19 protein-coding genes are annotated in these 18,286 nt (G+C 65.0%); 10 read left to right on the top strand and 9 right to left on the bottom strand.

Going from position 1 to position 18,286, the window contains the following annotated elements; translation table 11 throughout:
• Window positions 1–23 precede the first annotated feature (23 nt).
• Window positions 24–401, bottom strand: a complete 378-nt coding sequence (flgJ, locus tag QX034_RS02420) for a flagellar assembly peptidoglycan hydrolase FlgJ (RefSeq protein ID WP_409977567.1) — start codon at window positions 399–401, stop codon at window positions 24–26.
• Complete coding sequence (locus tag QX034_RS02415; RefSeq protein WP_315707145.1) at window positions 401–1,525, bottom strand: flagellar basal body P-ring protein FlgI; 1,125 nt, start codon at window positions 1,523–1,525, stop codon at window positions 401–403. The genes flgJ and QX034_RS02415 overlap by 1 nt, the downstream gene beginning before the upstream one ends.
• Before the next feature lie 272 nt (window positions 1,526–1,797).
• On the opposite strand from QX034_RS02415, the gene QX034_RS02410 reads away from it, so the two are divergent.
• Window positions 1,798–2,211, top strand: a complete 414-nt coding sequence (locus tag QX034_RS02410) for a flagellar assembly protein FliX (RefSeq protein ID WP_315707146.1) — start codon at window positions 1,798–1,800, stop codon at window positions 2,209–2,211.
• 12 nt (window positions 2,212–2,223) lie between these two features.
• On the opposite strand, the gene QX034_RS02405 is transcribed toward QX034_RS02410, so the two are convergent.
• Window positions 2,224–2,622, bottom strand: a complete 399-nt coding sequence (locus tag QX034_RS02405) for a helix-turn-helix domain-containing protein (protein ID WP_315707147.1) — start codon at window positions 2,620–2,622, stop codon at window positions 2,224–2,226.
• A gap of 114 nt (window positions 2,623–2,736) precedes the next feature.
• On the opposite strand from QX034_RS02405, the gene QX034_RS02400 reads away from it, so the two are divergent.
• From QX034_RS02400 to QX034_RS02385, 4 genes are all read left to right on the top strand, one after another.
• Complete coding sequence (locus QX034_RS02400) at window positions 2,737–3,348, top strand: NAD(P)-dependent oxidoreductase (protein WP_315707148.1); 612 nt, start codon at window positions 2,737–2,739, stop codon at window positions 3,346–3,348.
• Between the two features lie 231 nt (window positions 3,349–3,579).
• A complete protein-coding gene (gene dksA / locus QX034_RS02395) occupies window positions 3,580–3,945 on the top strand; it encodes an RNA polymerase-binding protein DksA (RefSeq protein ID WP_172114412.1) in 366 nt (121 codons plus the stop codon).
• A gap of 188 nt (window positions 3,946–4,133) precedes the next feature.
• Window positions 4,134–5,162, top strand: a complete 1,029-nt coding sequence (locus QX034_RS02390) for an aldehyde reductase (protein ID WP_316194970.1) — start codon at window positions 4,134–4,136, stop codon at window positions 5,160–5,162.
• 165 nt (window positions 5,163–5,327) lie between these two features.
• The gene (locus QX034_RS02385; RefSeq protein ID WP_315707150.1) at window positions 5,328–6,119 is read left to right on the top strand and encodes a 2-keto-4-pentenoate hydratase; all 792 of its coding nucleotides are present in this window, start codon (window positions 5,328–5,330) and stop codon (window positions 6,117–6,119) included.
• A 45-nt stretch (window positions 6,120–6,164) separates the two neighbouring features.
• On the opposite strand, the gene QX034_RS02380 is transcribed toward QX034_RS02385, so the two are convergent.
• The 6 genes from QX034_RS02380 to flgF form a co-directional block, all read right to left on the bottom strand.
• Window positions 6,165–6,443: a HigA family addiction module antitoxin gene (locus QX034_RS02380; protein WP_315707151.1), complete on the bottom strand. Its 279-nt coding sequence runs from the start codon at window positions 6,441–6,443 to the stop codon at window positions 6,165–6,167.
• A 9-nt stretch (window positions 6,444–6,452) separates the two neighbouring features.
• Entirely contained in the window at window positions 6,453–6,869 is a 417-nt protein-coding gene (locus tag QX034_RS02375; protein WP_315707152.1) for a type II toxin-antitoxin system RelE/ParE family toxin, read from the bottom strand.
• 760 nt (window positions 6,870–7,629) lie between these two features.
• Window positions 7,630–8,406: a flagellar basal body L-ring protein FlgH gene (gene flgH, locus QX034_RS02370; protein ID WP_315707153.1), complete on the bottom strand. Its 777-nt coding sequence runs from the start codon at window positions 8,404–8,406 to the stop codon at window positions 7,630–7,632.
• A 5-nt stretch (window positions 8,407–8,411) separates the two neighbouring features.
• The gene (gene flgA / locus QX034_RS02365) at window positions 8,412–9,479 is read right to left on the bottom strand and encodes a flagellar basal body P-ring formation chaperone FlgA (RefSeq protein WP_315707154.1); all 1,068 of its coding nucleotides are present in this window, start codon (window positions 9,477–9,479) and stop codon (window positions 8,412–8,414) included.
• A 17-nt stretch (window positions 9,480–9,496) separates the two neighbouring features.
• A complete protein-coding gene (gene flgG, locus QX034_RS02360; protein ID WP_315707155.1) occupies window positions 9,497–10,285 on the bottom strand; it encodes a flagellar basal-body rod protein FlgG in 789 nt (262 codons plus the stop codon).
• 28 nt (window positions 10,286–10,313) lie between these two features.
• The gene (flgF, locus tag QX034_RS02355; RefSeq protein ID WP_315707156.1) at window positions 10,314–11,078 is read right to left on the bottom strand and encodes a flagellar basal-body rod protein FlgF; all 765 of its coding nucleotides are present in this window, start codon (window positions 11,076–11,078) and stop codon (window positions 10,314–10,316) included.
• Window positions 11,079–11,462: 384 nt separating this feature from the next.
• Between flgF and fliL the strand changes: the two genes are divergently transcribed.
• The 5 genes from fliL to QX034_RS02330 all read left to right on the top strand — a co-directional run bounded on the left by fliL (window position 11,463) and on the right by QX034_RS02330 (window position 18,268).
• Window positions 11,463–11,957, top strand: a complete 495-nt coding sequence (gene fliL / locus QX034_RS02350) for a flagellar basal body-associated protein FliL (protein ID WP_315766720.1) — start codon at window positions 11,463–11,465, stop codon at window positions 11,955–11,957.
• A 17-nt stretch (window positions 11,958–11,974) separates the two neighbouring features.
• The gene (gene fliM, locus QX034_RS02345) at window positions 11,975–13,180 is read left to right on the top strand and encodes a flagellar motor switch protein FliM (protein WP_315707158.1); all 1,206 of its coding nucleotides are present in this window, start codon (window positions 11,975–11,977) and stop codon (window positions 13,178–13,180) included.
• Window positions 13,177–13,662 (top strand): DUF6468 domain-containing protein, encoded by a 486-nt coding sequence (locus QX034_RS02340; protein WP_315707159.1) that lies wholly within the window; start codon window positions 13,177–13,179, stop codon window positions 13,660–13,662. The genes fliM and QX034_RS02340 overlap by 4 nt, the downstream gene beginning before the upstream one ends.
• Window positions 13,659–14,429: a flagellar protein FlbB gene (locus QX034_RS02335; protein ID WP_315741852.1), complete on the top strand. Its 771-nt coding sequence runs from the start codon at window positions 13,659–13,661 to the stop codon at window positions 14,427–14,429. Before QX034_RS02340 ends, QX034_RS02335 begins: the two co-directional genes overlap by 4 nt.
• A 104-nt stretch (window positions 14,430–14,533) precedes the next feature.
• Window positions 14,534–18,268 (top strand): tetratricopeptide repeat protein, encoded by a 3,735-nt coding sequence (locus QX034_RS02330; protein WP_315766734.1) that lies wholly within the window; start codon window positions 14,534–14,536, stop codon window positions 18,266–18,268.
• Window positions 18,269–18,286 lie beyond the last annotated feature (18 nt).

Genomic DNA, 18,286 nt, shown 5'->3' with positions numbered 1-18,286 from the left:
TGCGCGCCACTCAACTGAACTGATCAGGCCGCGCTTTGGCCCGTTGTTTTCGCCTGCTGCAGGATCAATGTACGAAACACCTCGTCCGAGATGCCGACGCCGCCGGCCTTGGCGAAGTTCTTGGAGTATTGCTCGGTCAGCATCGACCGCCAGACGCCTGTCCCGGGCGTATCGCCGAACGGGCCTTCGCCTTTGACGCCGCTCGTCATCTGCGAAAACATCGAGTTCAGAAACATCGCCTCGAAATCGGTGGCCGTTGACCTCGCCTTGGCCTGCGCTTTCGGCGAGACCTTGGTCAGCGCTTCAGCGAGGTCCAGATCGGTGCGCGGCTCGGTCGGGCCGACCGGGCTCGGCAGGCTGAGCGGAACGCGGCCGCTATAGGTGTCGATATAGGCCGACATCACATCACCTCGATGTCGGCTTCGATCGCGCCCGCGGCCTTGATCGCCTGCAGGATGCTGATGAGATCGCGCGGCCCGATGCCAAGCCCGTTGAGGCCGTCCACGAGCTGCTGCAGGGAAACGCCGTCCTTGACGACCGCGAATTTCTTGCCGTCCTCGGTTACGCCGACGCTGGTTCGTGGTGTGACCACGGTGCGGCCGCGCGACAGCGGATTGGGCTGGCTCACCTGCGGGCTTTCGGAGATCGTGACCGTGAGATTGCCCTGCGCGACAGCAACGGTCGCAACCCGGACGTCGCGGCCCATGACGATGATGCCGGAGCGCTCGTCGATGACGATCTTGGCGGCGAGGTCAGGATCGACCTGCAACTGCTCGATCTCGGTCAGGAAGGCGACCACGTTGCCCTTGAATTCGGGCGGGATCGTCAGCTGCACGGTCGACGGGTCGATCGGCTCGGCGGACTTGACCCCGAGGAAATCGTTGACGGCCGCGGCGATCCGCTTCGCCGTGGTGAAGTCGGCATTGCGCAGCGCCAGCCGCACATTCGGCAGCCGGTTCAGTGCGAACTCGATCTCGCGCTCGATGATGGCGCCGTTGGCGATGCGGCCGACCGTCGGCACACCGCGTACGATCTTCGCCGCTTCGCCCTCGGCCTGGAAGCCCGAGATGGCGAGCGAGCCTTGCGCCACTGCGTAGACGTTGCCGTCGGCGCCTAACAGCGGGGTGACGAGCAGGGTGCCGCCCTGCAGGTTCTTGGCGTCGCCGAGCGCGGAGACGGTCACGTCCATCCGCGTGCCCTGGGTGGCGAATGGCGGCAGATTGCCGGTCACCATCACGGCGGCGACGTTGCCGGTGCGGATCGTGGCGCCGCGGATGTTGACGCCCATGCGCTCCAGCATCGCCTGCAGCGACTGCTTGGTGAAGGGGATGTTGTTCAGCGTATCGCCGGTGCCGTTGAGGCCGACCACGAGGCCGTAACCGATCAACTGGTTCTGGCGCACGCCTTCGATATTGGCGAGATCCTTGATCCGCGACGTTGCGGTGGCCGATATGGTCGATGACGCCAGCGCAAGCAATGCTGCGCAGGCCACCTGAAACAGGCGCGTCGAACGGATGCGTCGCATCCTATGCTCCCCTCGAACTCTCAAAATCTGAGCGATCGCTGCCGCCACTCCCATGACCGCATGATCACCATTAACTATGCGAGCACCGTGCCACCTCGACGCCGTGGCTTAACTGATTGAAATCATACGAAGTTGATCGATGCTCCTTTCTCCGGATCGCGTCTTCTGCGCGATCGAAAATGCCGCCCCGGCAGATTTTGCCGGGCCGTTTACGCGTCATTAACCATGCAGCGGCCAAGCTCGCCTTGCACACGAAGCCGCGGGAAAGACCCATGCGCATCATCGGACCGAACGGCACCACGCCGACGACATCCACCAGTTCGACGCGAAAGACATCGTCCGGCGGCTTCATGCTGCCGGATATCGGAACGACGCAGGAGACGCGTGCGACGCTGGCGCCGAAGCAGACCGCCAATATCGACGCGCTGCTGGCGCTGCAGGGAATCGAGGAGGAGCCGCGGGAGCGCCGCAAGCGCTCAGTCCAGCGCGGCCGGCGCGCGCTCGATGCACTCGACGAACTCAAGCTCTCGCTGCTCTCCGGCAAGCTCGACGCCGGCATGGCCAGCCGTCTGCGCGATGCCGCTGCCGCGCTGAAGCAGTCGTCTGGCGATCCCGGGCTCGATGCCGTGCTGTCAGAAATTGAGCTGCGCGTTGAGGTCGAGCTCGCCAAAGCGGGGCAGGGTTGAGCGCACCACCGCTTACGCGGCCTTGACCCGCGACTTGATGCTGGCTTTGGGCCGGTGCTGTGCGTCGTAACGGCGCTGGGCTGCGAGCACATCCTTCAAATTGTTCTCCGCCCAGTCCCTCAGAGGATCGACGGCGGCGGCCAGCGTCAGTCCCAGCGGCGTCATCGAATATTCCACCGTCACCGGCACGGTCGCGATGGCGCGGCGGCGGACCAGCCCGTCGCGCTCCAGGCTCTTCAAGACCTGCGACAACATCTTCTGCGAGATGCCTTCAATGGCGCGGCGCAACTGATTGAAGCGCAAAGGCTCGTCGCGAAGCAGCAGCAGGATCAGCACGGCCCATTTGTCGCCCACGCGATCGAGGATCTTCCGGGTCGGACAATCGGCCGAATAGGCGTCGGCGGCTCTCATGGGTTACTCCGGCGTGACCAGGTGATCTTAAAGTGCGTTCTTAACACCAGCATTCTATCCGCTATCTAGTTCCCGTTGGTTACCACGTCACAGATGCCAGACAGGAGCTTGTCAATGAAGATCGCCGTCACCGGCGCGTCCGGAAATGCCGGGTCGCGGATTACCGCCGAACTGGCCGGCCGCGGCCACCAGATCACCGCGATCGCCCGGAACCCGGAGAAGATCGCCGAGCTGCCCAATGTCACCCCGGTCAGGGGCGATGCCAACGATCGCGGCGAGCTGGCCAGACTGTGGACCGGCCACGATGTCGCGATCAGTTCGATCCATTTCCTGGTCAGCGATCCCGAGGCGCTGATCGGTGCCGCCAAGGATGCACGTGTCGGCCGTTATCTCGTGGTCGGCGGCGCCGGCTCGCTGGAGGTGGCGCCCGGCGTGCGCCTGGTCACGACCCCCTCGTTCCCGCCGCAATACAAGGCCGAAGCGGAGAAGGGAGCCGCCTTTCTTGATCGCCTGAGGCAGGAAAAGGAGCTGAACTGGACCTTCCTGTCGCCGTCGGCGATGTTTGTTCCGGGGGAGCGGACCGGAAAGTTCCGGCTCGGAACGGATCAGCTGCTGACCGCCAGCGACGGTAAAAGCTGGATCTCCTTTGAGGATTATGCGGTCGCGCTGGCCGACGAGATCGAGCAGCCGGCCCATCTGCGGCAGCGCTTCACGGTCGGCTATTAAGGATTCCCGAGGGCGCCCCGCACGGTCCCGATAGATTTGCCTGTGCAAGGGTTTGGGGGCGGGCCGTCCCCGCCCACGGGAATGTTGTCTGGCACCGGGCGTCGCTATATAAGGCGGCCGCGAACGGGCGTATTCCGTCCGCCGGTGCCGCGACGACCGGCGCCAGCACGTACAGATGGGCCGACCTTGGAAAAGTTGAAAAACTACAAGCCTTCCGAAAAAGAGCCTTTCATGAACGAACGCCAGCGCGAGTATTTCCGCGCCAAGCTGCTGGCATGGAAGGAGGAGATACTTCGCGAATCGAAGCTCACCCTGCAGGCTCTGCAGGAGGAGAACGTGAACCATCCGGACCTCGCCGACCGCGCGTCGTCGGAGACCGATCGCGCGATCGAGCTTCGGGCCCGAGACCGCCAGCGCAAGCTGATCTCCAAGATCGACGCCGCGCTCCAGCGCATCGAGGACAACACCTACGGCTATTGCGAGGAGACCGGGGAGCCGATTTCGCTGAAACGGCTCGAAGCCCGTCCGATTGCAACGCTGTCGGTGGAAGCGCAGGAGCGTCACGAGAAGCGCGAGAAGGTGTACCGCGACGAATAATTCGCGGTTTGTTTTGTCCGACGCCCCGTACCAATGCGGGGCGTCGTCGTTTCTGGCTGGTTCGCTGTTGCGGGCCTCCGCCTGCCGTATTCGGTCGTCTTCTCCTTGTCACAAGCTGCGCCCACAAAACGCAGGCGCGCGCCGCATGATCCCTGCGGCGGCAATGGCCTGCCGAACTGAGGTGTGCGATGAGCGAGGTTCTGGTGACGGGCGGCTCGGGATTCATCGCCGCGCATTGCATCCTGCAGCTCTTGGCCGCCGGCCACACGGTCCGCACCACCGTCCGCAATCCCGATCGCAAGGACGACGCGTTGGCGATGCTGCGGGCGGGCGGCGCGGCTTCGATCGATAATCCGTCCTTTTTTGCCGCCGATCTCACCGCTGATACCGGCTGGGCCGACGCCGTGAAGGGGTGCGACTATGTCCTGCACGTCGCCTCGCCCCTGCCGCCTTACGTGCCGAAGGACGAGAACGAGCTGGTCGTGCCGGCACGGGAGGGAACGCTCCGGGTGCTGCGTGCGGCGCGCGATGCCGGCGTGAAGCGCGTCGTCCTGACCTCCTCCTTTGCCGCGATCGCCTATGGGCATTCTCCACGCGAAAAGCCCTTCGACGAGACCGATTGGACCGATCTTAACGGCCCCGACGTGCAGCCTTACCCGAAGTCCAAGACCTTGGCGGAGCGTGCGGCGTGGGATTTCATGGCGCGCGAAGGGGGCGGGCTCAAGCTTGCGGCGGTGAACCCGGTCGCCGTGCTCGGCCCCGTGCTGGGTCCGGACTTCTCGCCCTCGATCGCGGTGGTGCAGGCGCTGATGCAGGGCAGGGCGCCGGCCGCGCCCAAGATCTATTTCGGCCTGGTGGATGTTCGCGATGTCGCCGACCTGCACCTGCGCGCGATGACCGATCCGGCCGCCAACAGGGAACGGTTCCTTGCGGTGGCCGGCCCGCCGGTGTCGATCCTCGACATTGCGTCGGTACTGCGGGAACGGATGGGCCGGGCCGGCCGGCGCGCACCTCGGTTCGAAATGCCGAACTGGCTGGCGCGCGTCGTCGCGCTCGCCGTGCCGCAACTGCGTGACGTCAAGCCGCTGCTTGGGCTCCGCCGCGCCGCCAGCGGCGACAAGGCCCGCAATGTGCTCGGCTGGAACCCGCGGCCGAACGAGGAGATCATTATGGCCACCGCCGAGAGCCTGCTGAAGCTCGGGCTGGTGCAGCCGTGAGCGCGCTAAAGCTCCATCTGAACAGCCCGGCAGGCGTTTTGAACGTGGTCCGAAGCTGCCGCAATGCAGGATGAGACGAGCTGATGAAAGTCGTTTATAAACAATCCGTTCGCCAGCAATCCTGAACGGCCGCTTGGGGCGGCTGACAACGGGAGTTGAACGACAATGGGAGCAGACGAGGTCTTGGCTGCCGCGCAACTGATCATGCGCGCCCGCCAGGAGAGGAGGCCGTTGGCCGCGCTGCCGGCTCAGCTTCAGCCGCAGGATGAAGCGGCGGGCTATGAGATCCAGCATGAGGTTCACTGGCTGCTTGCCGAGCACGCCGGCGATTTCGCCGGCTACAAGATCGGCTGCACCAGCAAGGTGATGCAGGATTACATTCGCATTCCGCATCCCTGCGCCGGTGGCGTATTTGCGCGCGGCGTTCACGAGTCCGGTGCCGTGTTGCGCGCGGCCGACTTCGTCCGCGTCGGCGTCGAATGCGAGATCGCGGTACGGCTCGCGCAAGACCTGCTGCCGCTGGATGCGCCCTTCACCATCGCGCATGTCGCGGAGGCGATCGGCGACTGCCATGCGGCGATCGAGATCGTCGACGACCGCTATGTGCAGTGGGAGACGCTGGGCGCGCCGACGCTCATCGCCGACGATTTCTTTGCCGCCGGTTGCGTGCTCGGTCCGGCGGTGGCGCGCGGTGCCGTGCCGGACCTCGCCGCAGTGCAGGGCCGCGCCTTCATCAACGATGCGCTGGCCGGCGCGGGGGCCGGATCCGACGTGCTGGGACATCCGCTGCACGCGTTGGCTTGGCTTGCCAATCATCTTGCCGCTCGCGGCGACGGGCTCGAGGCCGGTCAGCTGGTGCTGACCGGCAGCCTGATCAAGACGGTGTGGCTCAAGCCCGGCGACCGCGTGCGGATGGAACTGGACGGGCTGGGTACGGTGGAGGCGAGGTTCGAGTGAGTGTAGGAGGGGCACGCTGCGCTTTACAAATTCGCCTTCGCTCGCTCACGCCGGCGCCAATCGCTTGACGTCGATCGGGCGTTTGCGGGCCTCTGCGAGGTCATAGGCCATCTGCATCTTGAGCCAGGCATCGGCAGTGCTGCCGATTGCTTTCTCCAGCCTCACCGCCATCTCGGCGCTGACGCCGCTTCGCCCGGCAATGACATTATGTAGTTGCTGGCGCGTGACCCCGAGGCCCTTGGCCGCCGCGCTGATGGAGACGCCGATCTCCTCCAGCGTATCGCCAAGCAGTTCGCCGGGGTGGGGAGGGCTTTTCATCGCCATGGAGAATCCTCAGTGATAGTCGACGAGATCGACGTCCCAGGCCACCCCGTCTTCGAATCGAAAAACAATCCGCCAGTTGGCTCGAACGGTCACTGCCCAGAAGCTTTTGAGATCGCCCTTCAGGGGATGAAGATGAAACGTTGGCAGATCGAGCGCGTCGATCGTTTCCGCCACGTCCAGAACGGCGAGAACCTGCCTGATCTTGCGGACATGTTCCGGACGGACGCCTCGCGCATTGTCGTCCTCGAACAGCTGTCGCAGGCCCTTGTGCCGAAAACTCTCGATCACTGCTCTAAGCCATTCGAATGTAAAGTAACGCTTTACACAGTCAAGTATTGCTTTACAGGCGCAAAGCCTCCGTCGCGAGAACGACCGAAAGCAACGACGTTCCCGCGGCGCCGATCCGCCCGAGGTTTTGCTGGTCATCACCCTCGGCAACACGAGGGCGCAGGGAAGGCCGGGTGCAGGCCGCACCCATGGCCCGCCTGCATCAAAAAAGCAGGCGGCAGTCACCACAGGTACGAGCCGAACAACCGGCCTTCCCTGCGCGATGGGCTTACGGCTTATACGTGATCTCCCCGGGGATCGGCTGTCTTGCCCCCGTCACCCGCGCGAGGACCAAGGCCCTCGTCGCGACCTTGGCGCCAGCACCGGGACGCCAGGACCACACGATTTCACCGTCCGCGTCCGCGCCGCTCGTCTGTTCGGCGCGCCCGCAGCCATCGCATTCCAACCTCAACGTTCGTGACGATCGCGATACGTCCCTCGATTAGAGGTTAGAACAAAACAAGAACATAAAGGAGGTTGAGCGATGCGTCAAGGACAATGTTCTCCCAGTGCATTTAACGAATGCTAGGCACTCACCCAATGGGAATCGAGAGGATAGGGCGGCTTTGGGTAGAACGGCGTTCTTGGCTCCCACAAACAAACACGGCCCCCGGCAGGGGAGCTACCGGAGGCCGTGTATACCATCACTCTTCTGCGCCTAGGTTCGCAGGCGAGCGATGTGGGAGCTCGTTGTGAGGGAAGGGGCGCGTCGCTGCCGTCGTCCTTTGTTGCGAACTGACGTCGCGCTCTGGGCGCCCCCACCCTGACCCTCCCCCGCAAGCGGGGGAGGGGACATTGCTGTCTTGCCTCTCTGACGGAAGGAGGCCGTTAGTTGCGTTTCCTGGACCTCAGGCTCTCGCTAGAACGGTAGCAAGATATCCATCACCTGCTGGCCGTATCTTGGCTGCTGGATGTCCGTGATCTGGCCGCGGCCGCCATAGGAGATGCGGGCCTGGGCGATCTTGGTGGAGTCGATGGTGTTGTCGCTCTGGATGTCCTCGGGACGCACGATGCCGGCCACGATCAGTTCGCGGATCTCGTAGTTCACCCGGATCTCCTGCTTGCCCTCGACCACGAGATTGCCGTTCGGCAATACCTGGGTGACGACTGCGGCGACGCTGGTGGTCAACGATTCCGAGCGCTGGATCGAGCCCTTGCCGTCCGAGGTCGACGAGGAGTCCTCGGTGAGGATACGGCCGGGCAGGATCTTGTTGGCCTGCGTGATGGTCTTCGAGCCGATGAAGTCGGTGATCCCCGAGTCTTCCTTGCCGGTGCGGCTGCGCTGGGTCTCGTTGGCGAAGTTCGCCTGATCGGTGATGTTGACGGTCACCGTGAGGAGGTCGCCGACCTGGTGCGCGCGCTGGTCCTTGAAAAAAGCGCGCGAGCCGTTGCGCCACAACGAGTTCGGCGCATAGGACACCGTCTCGGGCTTCGGCATCGGCATCTGCACCGGCTTGTAGCCGGGCTGGGTGGTCGGATTGTCGATCTCCGTCAGCTTCGGCCTTTCGCCGACCTGCGACAGGCGATCGATCGAGGAGCAGCCGCTTGCCACCGACAGGACCGCGAGCGAGGCCGACACCAGCGCGAGCCGCCGCAAGCCGTTGTAGGACGGAGCATCAGACGTGAACTTCGACATGGAACTTACTCGGCTTTCGGGGTGGCGGACGCGGGAAGTCGCGCGGCGACGGATACAGGAGCAGGAATCTCGGCTTCGGCGGTCTGCGCGGGCTTGGGCACGACGATCTCGACCGAAACCTGGCCGCGGCCGCTGACGCGACCGGTCACGGTGCGTTTGGATTGCAGGTTGAGCACGCTGACGACGTCGCCCTCCGTGCCGTTGTCCAGCGCCTTGCCGCGCGTGGTCAGATAGATGCCGGCGGTCTGGAAGACGATCGTGACGTTCTGGTCGCGCTGCACCAGGTCGGGCTTGGCGAGATCGGTGCTCTTCAGCGCCTGGCCGGCGCGCGCCGGACGACGCATCTGCATGCCGACCGCGAACTCGCGCGAGGCGGGTTCTGCCCCGCCGAGTTCGGCGCGAGGCCGCCGCTCCATCACGAGATCGCCCGAGCGCAACAGCTCGTTGCGGTCGACATTGCGGGTGAGCACCGCGACCTCAGCGGTCTCGATCGCGACACCGGTGTAACGCAGCCGCACCGGCGCGGTACCGCTGTTCGCCCCGATCTCGAACGCCACATCGAAGCGGCTGGAGCGCGGATCGAAACGGACGGAGGTCGGGATCAGCGCGCCGCTGGTTGCCGCGTCGAACTTCAGGTCTTGCACCGCCTGGTCGAAGCTCAGGCTGATATTGGCGGCATCGCCAAGGCCGGAGCGGTGGTCGAGCGCCTGCGCCACCGCTTGCTCGATGTCCTTGGTCGCGAGGCTGCGTGCGAGCCGCGTCACCGCGACTTCCTTGATGTCACGGGTGTCGACCCCGATCACCTGGTGCGCGCGCAGCACCGAGATCACCTGGGCGGTCGGCAGCATGCCGGTGGTGCCGAGATCGGGTGCTCGGTAGACCGCGACCTGCGCTGCGGCGCCGGCATTGTCGATGAGGTCGCCGACGCGGACGATATCGCCGGTGACGTTGACGGTGGCGCGCAGCACGGGAGCGGCGATTTGCTCGTCGGCGCCGCCGGCCAGGGCGGGAAGCGCGGTCGAGACCAGCAGGGCTGCAGCGATGAGAAGCGGACGCGCGGTGCGGATCTTCATGGCAGGCTCCTATTGCCTCAGCGGAACAGCGCGGTGGTGGATTGCATCATCTGGTCGGCAGCGGAGATGACCTTGGCGTTCATCTCGTAGGCGCGCTGCGCCGCGATCAGTTCGCTCATCTCGCTGACCACGTCGACATTGGCCTGCTCCAGGCTGCCTTGCGTGATGCTGCCGTAGCCCTGCTGGTTGGCGATGCCGTCCTGCGGCGCGCCGGAGGAAGGCGTCTCGATGAACTGGTTGTTGCCGACCGGCTGCAGACCGGCCTTGTTGATGAAGCGCGTGAGCTGGATCTGGCCGATGATCTGCGACGTGCTCGAGCCCGGCAGCGTCACCGAGACCTGGCCTTGCGAGTTCACGGTGATGCCGGAGGCGTTTTGCGGGATGGTGATGGTCGGCTGCACCGGATTGCCCTGCGCGGTGACGATGCGGCCCTGATTGTCCATCTGGAACGTGCCGTCGCGGGTGTACTGGTTGGTGCCATCCGGCATCAGGATCTTGAAGAAGCCTTCGCCCGAGACGGCGAGGTCGAGGTCGTTGCCGGTCTGCGACAGCGTGCCCTGCGTCATCGAGCGCGGCGTGCCGACGGTCTTGACGCCGCCGCCGAGATCGATGCCGACCGGGAGGATCGTGCCCTGGTCGGAGGACTGAGCGCCGACGCGGCGGACATGCTCGTAGATCAGGTCCTGGAACGCCGCCGTCTGCTTCTTGAAGCCGGTGGTGCGCAGGTTGGCGATGTTGTTGGAGATCACCTGAACGTTCAGTTCCTGTGCCGCCATTCCGGTCGCAGCGGTGTGAAGCGCCTGCATGTCAAGTCTCCTTCGTGTTCTGCGAGGTTCAGGCCGGAACGTCGGCGAGTTTCTCGATCGCGTTCTTGCGCAGGTCGCTCTGGCCTTGCAGCATGGTGGCGACCTGTTGGTAGGACCGCATCACTTCGACCATGCGGCTCATCTCGCCGACCGCATTCACGTTCGACTTCTCGACGTAGCCCTGCTGGATGGTCGACTTCGTATCCTGCTGCGGCACGACGCCGTTCTGGGCGGCGTAGAGATTGTTGCCCTGCTTCTGCGCGGCCTGCGGATCGGCGAAGTTGACCAGGCGCAGCTTGGCGCGGATCGAATCGGTGGGATTGGTGCCTTCGACCACCGTGACCGTGCCATCCGGCGAGATGTTGATGTCGTGGTCGGTCTGCTGCAGCGTGATCGGTCCGCCGGTGCCGAGCACCAGATCGCCTGCCGCCGTGACGAGCTGGCCGGTGTTGCTCACATGCAGGCTGCCGTCGCGGGTGTAGCGCTCGCCGCCGGCAGTCTGCACCACCAGGAAGCCGTCGCCCTGGACGGCAATGTCGAGCGGGTTGCCGGTGCGCTGAAACGAGCCCTGCGAAAAGTCGCGATAGGTGCCGCGGTCCTGCACATAGGAGACCCGGCGGTCGTTGCCGCGGAAATTGTCTTCATGCGCGCCCGAGGTGAGATATTCCTCGAACAGCTGCTGATCGGCCTTGAAGCCGTTGGTGTTGACGTTGGCGACGTTGTTGGCAACGACGTCGAGTTGTCGCTCCAGCACCATCTGCCGTGACAATCCGACGAGAAGCGAATTCTCCATCGGTCAAGCTCCCCTGATTTACGAACCCCGCAAGCGGCGCCTCTCCCAAGGCGATCGTTAACGGGTGGTCATCGAACCCCGTTCGGCTCTCCCAAGCCTTACGGGGGTCGCAGTGGGGATAGCGAAGACCGTGCCAAGTCAAAAAGATAAGAAAAATCAAACGATTGTCATTTTGAGACAGATCAAAACACCCGGCAATAACCGCTCATCAACCATGTTTGCCCGGCAACTTTTTCCCACCGGTCGCGTAAAAGAAAGCTTCCATTAACCATTGTTACCGTAGCGTTCAGCCAACAAGCGCAGATGCGCTGGGAGCGTGTTGGTATCGCGTCATAGGGCTTTCTGGCGGCATCGGATCGATTTCCGTAAGGGGACCCGAAAGCCATGGCTGAGAATGAAGGCGGTGCCGGCGAGGCCGAACAAGGCGCAGGCGCCCCGAAGAGCAAGTTAAAGCTGATCATCATGGCGGTCGGCGTGCTGGCGCTGCTGGCGATGGGCGGTGCCGGCTATTTCTTCTTCTTCGGCCATAAGAGCGAAGAGCAGCATGCGGAAGCGGCGCCGCCGCCGAAGCCGCCGGCCTTCGTCGAGGTTCCTGATCTCCTGGTCAACCTGGTCGGCAATCCCGGCGACCGCGTCCAATATCTCAAGGTCAAGGTCGTGCTGGAAGTGAAGGAGGAGAAGCAGGTCGAGGCGATCAAGCCGACCCTGCCGCGCGTCAGCGACATCTTCCAGACCTACTTGCGCGAATTGCGGCCGAGCGACCTCAACGGCTCCGCCGGCCTGTTCCGGCTCAAGGAAGAGCTCACCAAGCGGGTCAACGTCGCGCTGGCACCCAACCAGGTCAACGCGGTGTTGTTCAAGGAAATCGTGGTTCAGTAAGGCACGGAATTGCAGCCATGGCGGGCAACGATCCAGTCGACCAAGATGCGATAGCCGCGCAATGGGAAGCCTCGCTCGATTCGGAGGATCCCACCGAGGCCGCGGAAGCCGCAGCAGCCAATGAACTCACGGAGTCGATGGCCCTGCAATGGGCCAAAATGGTCGAGGACGGCGGCCGCGAGTTCGGCGCCACCAAGAATGGCGGCGGCGAGCGGGTGCTGTCGCAGGAGGAGATCGACAATCTGCTCGGCTTCACCGCCGGCGAGGTCAGTCTCGACGACCATTCCGGTATCCGCGCCATCATCGATTCGGCGATGGTGTCCTACGAGCGTCTGCCGATGCTCGAAATCGTCTTCGACCGCCTGGTGCGGCTGATGACGACAAGCTTGCGCAATTTCACCTCCGACAATGTCGAGGTCACGCTCGACCGCATCACCTCGGTGCGGTTCGGCGACTACATGAACTCGATCCCGCTGCCTGCGGTGCTCTCGGTCTTCAAGGCCGAGGAGTGGGAGAATTTCGGGCTCGCCACCGTCGACTCCACCCTGATCTATTCGATCATCGACGTGCTCCTGGGCGGCCGGCGCGGCACCAGCCAGATGCGCGTCGAGGGACGACCCTACACGACAATCGAGACCAACCTCGTCAAGCGCCTGATCGAGGTGGTGCTCGCGGACGCCGAACAGGCGTTCCGGCCGCTGTCACCGGTCACCTTCACCATCGACCGGCTCGAAACCAATCCGCGTTTTGCCGCGATCAGCCGTCCGGCCAACGCAGCGATCCTGGTGAAGCTGCGCATCGACATGGAAGATCGTGGCGGCAATGTCGAGCTGCTGCTGCCTTATGCGACCATCGAGCCGATCCGCCCGGTGCTGTTGCAGATGTTCATGGGCGAAAAGTTCGGCCGTGACCCGGTCTGGGAAGGCCACTTCGCCACTGAGATCGCGCAGGCTGAGATCGCCGTCGATGCCGTGCTCTACGAGGCCGACGTGCCGCTGAAGCAATTGATGCGGCTGAAGGTCGGCGACACCTTGCCGCTCGACATGCGCCCGGATGCGCTGGTCGCGATCCGCTGCGGCAGCACGACCTTGACGGAAGGGCGGATGGGCCGGGTCGGCGACCGCGTCGCGATCCGTGTCACGAAGAATTTGCGCAAGCCGAATACCACGCTCGCCATGTTCGAAGGGGCGGAAGGACAGAACAAGTTGATGGAGGCACAATGAACCACTCCCTCGGATTGATCATCGAGAGCCTGGTCGCGGTTCTCCTGGTGCTGACCATCGGCTACTGCATGCTGTTGAATGCAAGGCTGAAGCGCCTGAAGGCCGATGAGCACTCGTTGAAGGCCGTGATCGCGGAACTGATCACCGCGACCGAAATCGCCGAGCGGGCGATCGGCGGCCTCAAGCTTGCGGTGCGCGACGTGAACGAAAATCTCGGCAACCAGCTCACAGCGGCGACGCAGATGTCGGACCAGCTGAGAAGGCAGCTTGCGGAAAGCGACGCGGTGGTCCGAAGGCTGTCGCGAATCGCGAGCGCCGCGCGGCCGGCCACATCGGCCGAACCCGAGCCGGCGCCGGTTGTCGCGCCCCAGCCCGCGCCTGCGCCCGCAGTCGAGCCCGCCAGGGTCTCCGGCGCCAGGGCGGTTGCTGCCGCGGCGCAGGCTTTCTCTGAACGTCGAAGGTCCGGTGGCCTTGCCGCATGAAATCGTTCCGTAATATCCGCGTCATTCCCGTCGCGCTGATCGCAATCGCAAGCCTCGCGGTCCTCAAGGTCGCCGGCCTCGTGCTCGATGGCGCCTATGTGTTCGACTACGATCCGCAGTCGACCAGACGGTCATGGGCGCAGGAGAACCTGAACTTCCCGGGCGGTGTGGAGACCGACATCACCGGCTCCACGCACGGCGCGAAGGAGGCCAAGAAGGAGGAGGCGCCGAAGCCGGCCGCGCCGGAGACCAAGCCCGAGGGGATGGTGCTGCATCCCGAGGACAATCCGCAGAACGTGTCGGCAGCCGAGAAGGCGATCCTCGAGCGGCTGCAGTCACGCCGCCAGGAGCTCGATGCGCGGGCGCGCGAGATCGACATCCGTGAGAGCCTGTTGCGCGCGGCCGAGCAGCGCATCCAAACCAAGACCGATGAGATGAAGGCGATCGAGCAGCGCATCTCCGCGGTGAGCAGCCAGAAGAGCGAGGCGGACAGCGCGCGCTTCAAGAGCATCGTGACGATGTACGAAGGCATGAAGCCGAAGGATGCCGCCAAGGTGTTCGACCGGCTCGAAATGTCGGTCCTGATCGAGATCGCATCGCAGATCCAGCCGCGCAAGATGTCGGACATTCTGGGATTGATGATGCCTGAAGCCGCCGAGCGGCTGACGGTCGAGCTGGCGCGGCGGGCCGGCGCCGACAAGCCGGCCGAGGTGAGTGCCGAGCTGCCGAAGATCGAAGGCAAGGTGCTGCCGGCGAAGACCAATTGAACTGGATGCTTAATGAGCCCTTAAACGCCGGTCGCTAGTCTCATATGGCGCAACGGCCGGGCTCGTCCGTCGCGTGACGGATGTCGAACTGAAAGTAGTTGACCATGGTGCGCACGGCTTCCATCGGATTGTGGTCGCAGGCTCGCGTTGGCGCGCGGCCCGGAGTTGGCTGGGTTTTAGCGCTCGTCATCGGTCTTGCACTGTCGACGGCCTGCCGTGCCGAACCGGTGCCCGGCCAGGCGAGCCTCTCGGTGGCCAACGGTTATGCCCGGCTGGTGCTCAAATTCGCCGAGGATGTCGGCACCGAGGTGACTACGGCCGGCTCGATCCTGTTGGTCCGGTTCGACCGGCCCGCCGACATCCCGACCGACCGCTGGGTGGATGCCGCGCCTGACTACATCTCCGGGGCGCGCGGCGATCCCGATGGTTCGGCGCTCCGCCTGTCGCTGTCGCGCAAGGTTCAGGTCAACACGATGACCGCCGGCGAGCGCGTGTTCATCGACCTGCTGCCGGACAGCTGGACCGGACCGCCGCCGCCGCTGCCGGCCGAAGTGGTGCGTGAACTGGCGGAGCGGGCCCGCACGGCCGAGCGGGCGCTGCGGCTGCAGCGCGCCGAACTGGAAGCCAAGAAGCGGCCGCCGATCCGTGTCCGCGCCCTGGTGCAGCCGACCTTCGTCCGTTTCGTGTTCGAGATCCCGGATGGCGTCGGCGTCTCCTCGGTGATGAACGAGCAGAAGCTGTCGCTGTTCTTCGGCGCGCCGCTGACCTTCGACCTGGCCGACGCCAAGATCGCGGCCCCGCCAAATATCGCGGCGATCACCCAGAAGACGGAGATCGCCAAGACCACGGTGGAGATGGGCCTGATCGGCGATGTCGACCTCCGCGCATTCCGCGATGACAAGACCTACAATATCGACGTCTCCTATGTGCAGCCGGACAAGCCGAAGACCGCGACGGTGCTGCCCGAGACCTTGCCGGCCGCCAAACCCGCGGCAGCGAATGCCGCGCCCGCGGAGAAGCCCAAGGCCGAGCCGCATGCGGAGATCGTGCCGCCGACCTCGGAGACGATCGCGCGCGAGATGAGCGCGCAAGCAAGGACACCGGTGGCCATGCCGGTCGCTGCGGCCGCCGCACCGGCTGCGCAAAGCGCCGCGGCGCCGACGCCGCCCGCGGCGAGCGTGCAGGCGGAGGCGACCAGGCCGGAGCCGGCCAAAACCGAAGTCGCAAAGCCCGAGCCGGCGAAAGCGGAGCTTGCGAGCGCGGAGGCTCAGAAGACGAATCCGCCGAAGCTTGACGCGGCAAAAGCGGAGCCGGCCAAGCCGGAAGCGATGACGCAAGCGGCCGCCAAGCCGGCTGCCACGACTGCGCAACCCGCTGATCGCGCCGGCGCGGCGACGGTCACGGCCACGCGCGATAGCGAGGGGCTGCGCGTGACCTTCGATTTCGGTCAGGTGACGCCGGCGGCGCTGTTCCGTCGGGGTGACACGGTGTGGATGGTATTCGATTCGACCAAGCCGCTTGATGTCGAGCCGATCCGGGCCAAGGGCGGTGCCGTGATCGGGGAGGTGAACCGGGTGCCGCTCGACAAGGGCCAGGCGATCCGCATTCGCCTTAACCGGCCGCAGATGCATTCCTTGAGCAGCGACGATGGCAAGGGCCAGAGCTGGACGCTCACCTTTGCCGACAAGGGACAGACTACGCAGCAGCCCTTGATGGTGATGCGCAACGTCACCGATCCCGCGCTGGCCAATGTGATGGTGCCGCTCGCAAATCCCGGTCCCGGCCTCTTGCACCGCCTGACCGATCCGGATGCCGGCGACACGCTGCTCGTCGTCACCGCGCCGCCGCCGATCCGCGGCTTCATCAAGCGGCAGGACTTTGTCGACCTGTCGCTGCTCGACTCGATCCACGGCATTGCCGTGCGGCCGAACTCGGATGACGTCGCGGTCGAAATCGCGCCCGACAAGGTCATTCTCGGACGGCCGGGCGGGCTGACCCTGTCCTCGATCGGCTATGCGCCCGAGCGCGCGGCGACCGCGATGCGGCCGCTGTTCGACGTCGAGGAATGGCGGCAGAACCGCACTCAGCCCTTCAACACGCGGCTGGATGCGCTCGTCAAGGCGTCGGCCGCGGCTGAGCCGGAGCAGCGGGCGCAGGCGCGGCTGGCGCTCGCGCGCTTCTACATGGCGCGTGAGATGTATCCGGAGGCGAGGGGCATCACCAATCTGATGATTTCCGACGCCGACCCGCGCACCGACGAGACCGGGATGCTGATGATCCACGCCGTGGCGAGCATCCTGATGGGGCGGCCGGAGCAGGGCCTGAAGGATCTGGCGAGCCCGACGATCGGCAACAATTTCGACTCCCAGATGTGGAAGGGGCTCGCTTATGCACGCCAGGGCAAGTTTGCCGATGCCCGCGAGAAGTTCAAGAATGTCGAATTCGCCATCGCCTCGCTGCCGCTCGAACTGCAGCGCGTGGTGACCTCGGATGCGATGAAATCGTCGATCGAGATCAAGGACTACGCCGGCGCGGCCAAGCGGCGCGCGGAGCTCGAGGTGATCGGCGTTCCCGCCGACATGAAGCCCGCCATCGCGGTGCTGCGCGGCCGGCTCGCGGAGGCGATGGCGCAGGAGAAGGACGCGCTGGACGAATATCGCTTCGCGGTCGCATCCAACGACCGGGCCTCCGCCGCGGAAGCCAAGCTGCTCGAGATCAAGCTGTTGCAGAAGCGCGGCGAGATCAAGCCGGCCGACGCGCTGAACGAGCTGGAAGGGTTGCAGGCGGTCTGGCGGGGCGACGCGATCGAAGTGCAGGCCTTGCAGATGATGGCGCAGCTCTACAACGACGCCGGGCGCTACGCCGATTCGCTTGGCGCCGCACGCATGGCGACGCGGCTGATGCCGAATTCGGAAGTTGCGCGCAATGCGCAGGACGCAGCGTCCGCGCTGTTCTCGCAGCTGTTCCTTGCCGGCAAGGCCGACGAATTGCCGCCGGTCGATGCGCTCAGCATCTTCTACGAATTCCGCGAGCTCACCCCGATCGGCCGGCGTGGCGACGAGATGATCCGCAAGCTCGCCGATCGGCTGGTCGGTATCGACCTCCTGGATCAGGCGGCCGAGCTGTTGCAGTATCAGATCGACCATCGGCTCGAAGGCGCCGCACGCGCCCAGGTCGCGGCCCGGCTTGCGATGGTGTATCTGACCAACCGCAAGCCCGACCGCGCTCTCGAGGCGCTGCGCACCACCCGCATCGCCGATCTCTCCGGCGAGTTGCGGCAGCAACGCCTTCTGCTCGAGGCGAGGGCGAACAGCGATATCGGCCGTCACGACCTCGCGCTCGACATCATCAGCAATATCGCGGGGCGGGAGGCGATCAGGCTGCGCTCCGACATCTATTGGGCGTCGCGGCGCTGGCGCGAGGCCTCCGAACAGATCGAGCTCTATTACGGCGATCGCTGGCACGACTTCCGGCCACTCAATCCGGCCGAGCGCGGCGACATCCTCCGCGCGGTGATCGGCTATGCGCTGGCGGAGGACGCGATCGGCCTGGCGCGCTTCCGTGAGAAATACGCGCCGCTGATGACCGGCGAGGCGGACAAGCTGGCCTTCGACGTCGCGAGCAAGCCTGCGAGCGGCTCCAGCGCCGAATTCGCCCAGATCGCCAAGATGGCGGCAGGCGTCGATACGCTCGACGGCTTCCTGCGCGATATGAGGGCGCGCTTTCCCGACGCGACCGGCAAATCGCCTGACGGCAAGGATTCGGCCCGTGCCGAGCCCGACACGACCGGGAGCCTGCCGCAGATCAAGGGCGTGAAACAGGCGGTGGCCGGCCGTTGATCGCCGGCGCTGGGCTTG

Source organism: Bradyrhizobium sp. SZCCHNR3119 (assembly GCF_032487775.1).
GTDB lineage: Bacteria > Pseudomonadota > Alphaproteobacteria > Rhizobiales > Xanthobacteraceae > Bradyrhizobium.
Note: the sequence above shows the minus strand (reverse complement) of the source record. Positions and strands in the feature narration are given on the sequence as shown.

Excerpts from the sequence above, each read along its gene's own strand:
- flgJ (WP_409977567.1), bottom strand. The coding sequence starts at position 401 with ATGTCGGCCTATATCGACACCTATAGCGGCCGCGTTCCGCTCAGCCTG.
- QX034_RS02415 (WP_315707145.1), bottom strand. The coding sequence starts at position 1,525 with ATGCGACGCATCCGTTCGACGCGCCTGTTTCAGGTGGCCTGCGCAGCA.
- QX034_RS02410 (WP_315707146.1), top strand. The coding sequence starts at position 1,798 with ATGCGCATCATCGGACCGAACGGCACCACGCCGACGACATCCACCAGT.
- QX034_RS02405 (WP_315707147.1), bottom strand. The coding sequence starts at position 2,622 with ATGAGAGCCGCCGACGCCTATTCGGCCGATTGTCCGACCCGGAAGATC.
- QX034_RS02400 (WP_315707148.1), top strand. The coding sequence starts at position 2,737 with ATGAAGATCGCCGTCACCGGCGCGTCCGGAAATGCCGGGTCGCGGATT.
- dksA (WP_172114412.1), top strand. The coding sequence starts at position 3,580 with ATGAACGAACGCCAGCGCGAGTATTTCCGCGCCAAGCTGCTGGCATGG.
- QX034_RS02390 (WP_316194970.1), top strand. The coding sequence starts at position 4,134 with ATGAGCGAGGTTCTGGTGACGGGCGGCTCGGGATTCATCGCCGCGCAT.
- QX034_RS02385 (WP_315707150.1), top strand. The coding sequence starts at position 5,328 with ATGGGAGCAGACGAGGTCTTGGCTGCCGCGCAACTGATCATGCGCGCC.
- QX034_RS02380 (WP_315707151.1), bottom strand. The coding sequence starts at position 6,443 with ATGGCGATGAAAAGCCCTCCCCACCCCGGCGAACTGCTTGGCGATACG.
- QX034_RS02375 (WP_315707152.1), bottom strand. The coding sequence starts at position 6,869 with ATGACCAGCAAAACCTCGGGCGGATCGGCGCCGCGGGAACGTCGTTGC.
- flgH (WP_315707153.1), bottom strand. The coding sequence starts at position 8,406 with ATGTCGAAGTTCACGTCTGATGCTCCGTCCTACAACGGCTTGCGGCGG.
- flgA (WP_315707154.1), bottom strand. The coding sequence starts at position 9,479 with ATGAAGATCCGCACCGCGCGTCCGCTTCTCATCGCTGCAGCCCTGCTG.
- flgG (WP_315707155.1), bottom strand. The coding sequence starts at position 10,285 with ATGCAGGCGCTTCACACCGCTGCGACCGGAATGGCGGCACAGGAACTG.
- flgF (WP_315707156.1), bottom strand. The coding sequence starts at position 11,078 with ATGGAGAATTCGCTTCTCGTCGGATTGTCACGGCAGATGGTGCTGGAG.
- fliL (WP_315766720.1), top strand. The coding sequence starts at position 11,463 with ATGGCTGAGAATGAAGGCGGTGCCGGCGAGGCCGAACAAGGCGCAGGC.
- fliM (WP_315707158.1), top strand. The coding sequence starts at position 11,975 with ATGGCGGGCAACGATCCAGTCGACCAAGATGCGATAGCCGCGCAATGG.
- QX034_RS02340 (WP_315707159.1), top strand. The coding sequence starts at position 13,177 with ATGAACCACTCCCTCGGATTGATCATCGAGAGCCTGGTCGCGGTTCTC.
- QX034_RS02335 (WP_315741852.1), top strand. The coding sequence starts at position 13,659 with ATGAAATCGTTCCGTAATATCCGCGTCATTCCCGTCGCGCTGATCGCA.
- QX034_RS02330 (WP_315766734.1), top strand. The coding sequence starts at position 14,534 with ATGGTGCGCACGGCTTCCATCGGATTGTGGTCGCAGGCTCGCGTTGGC.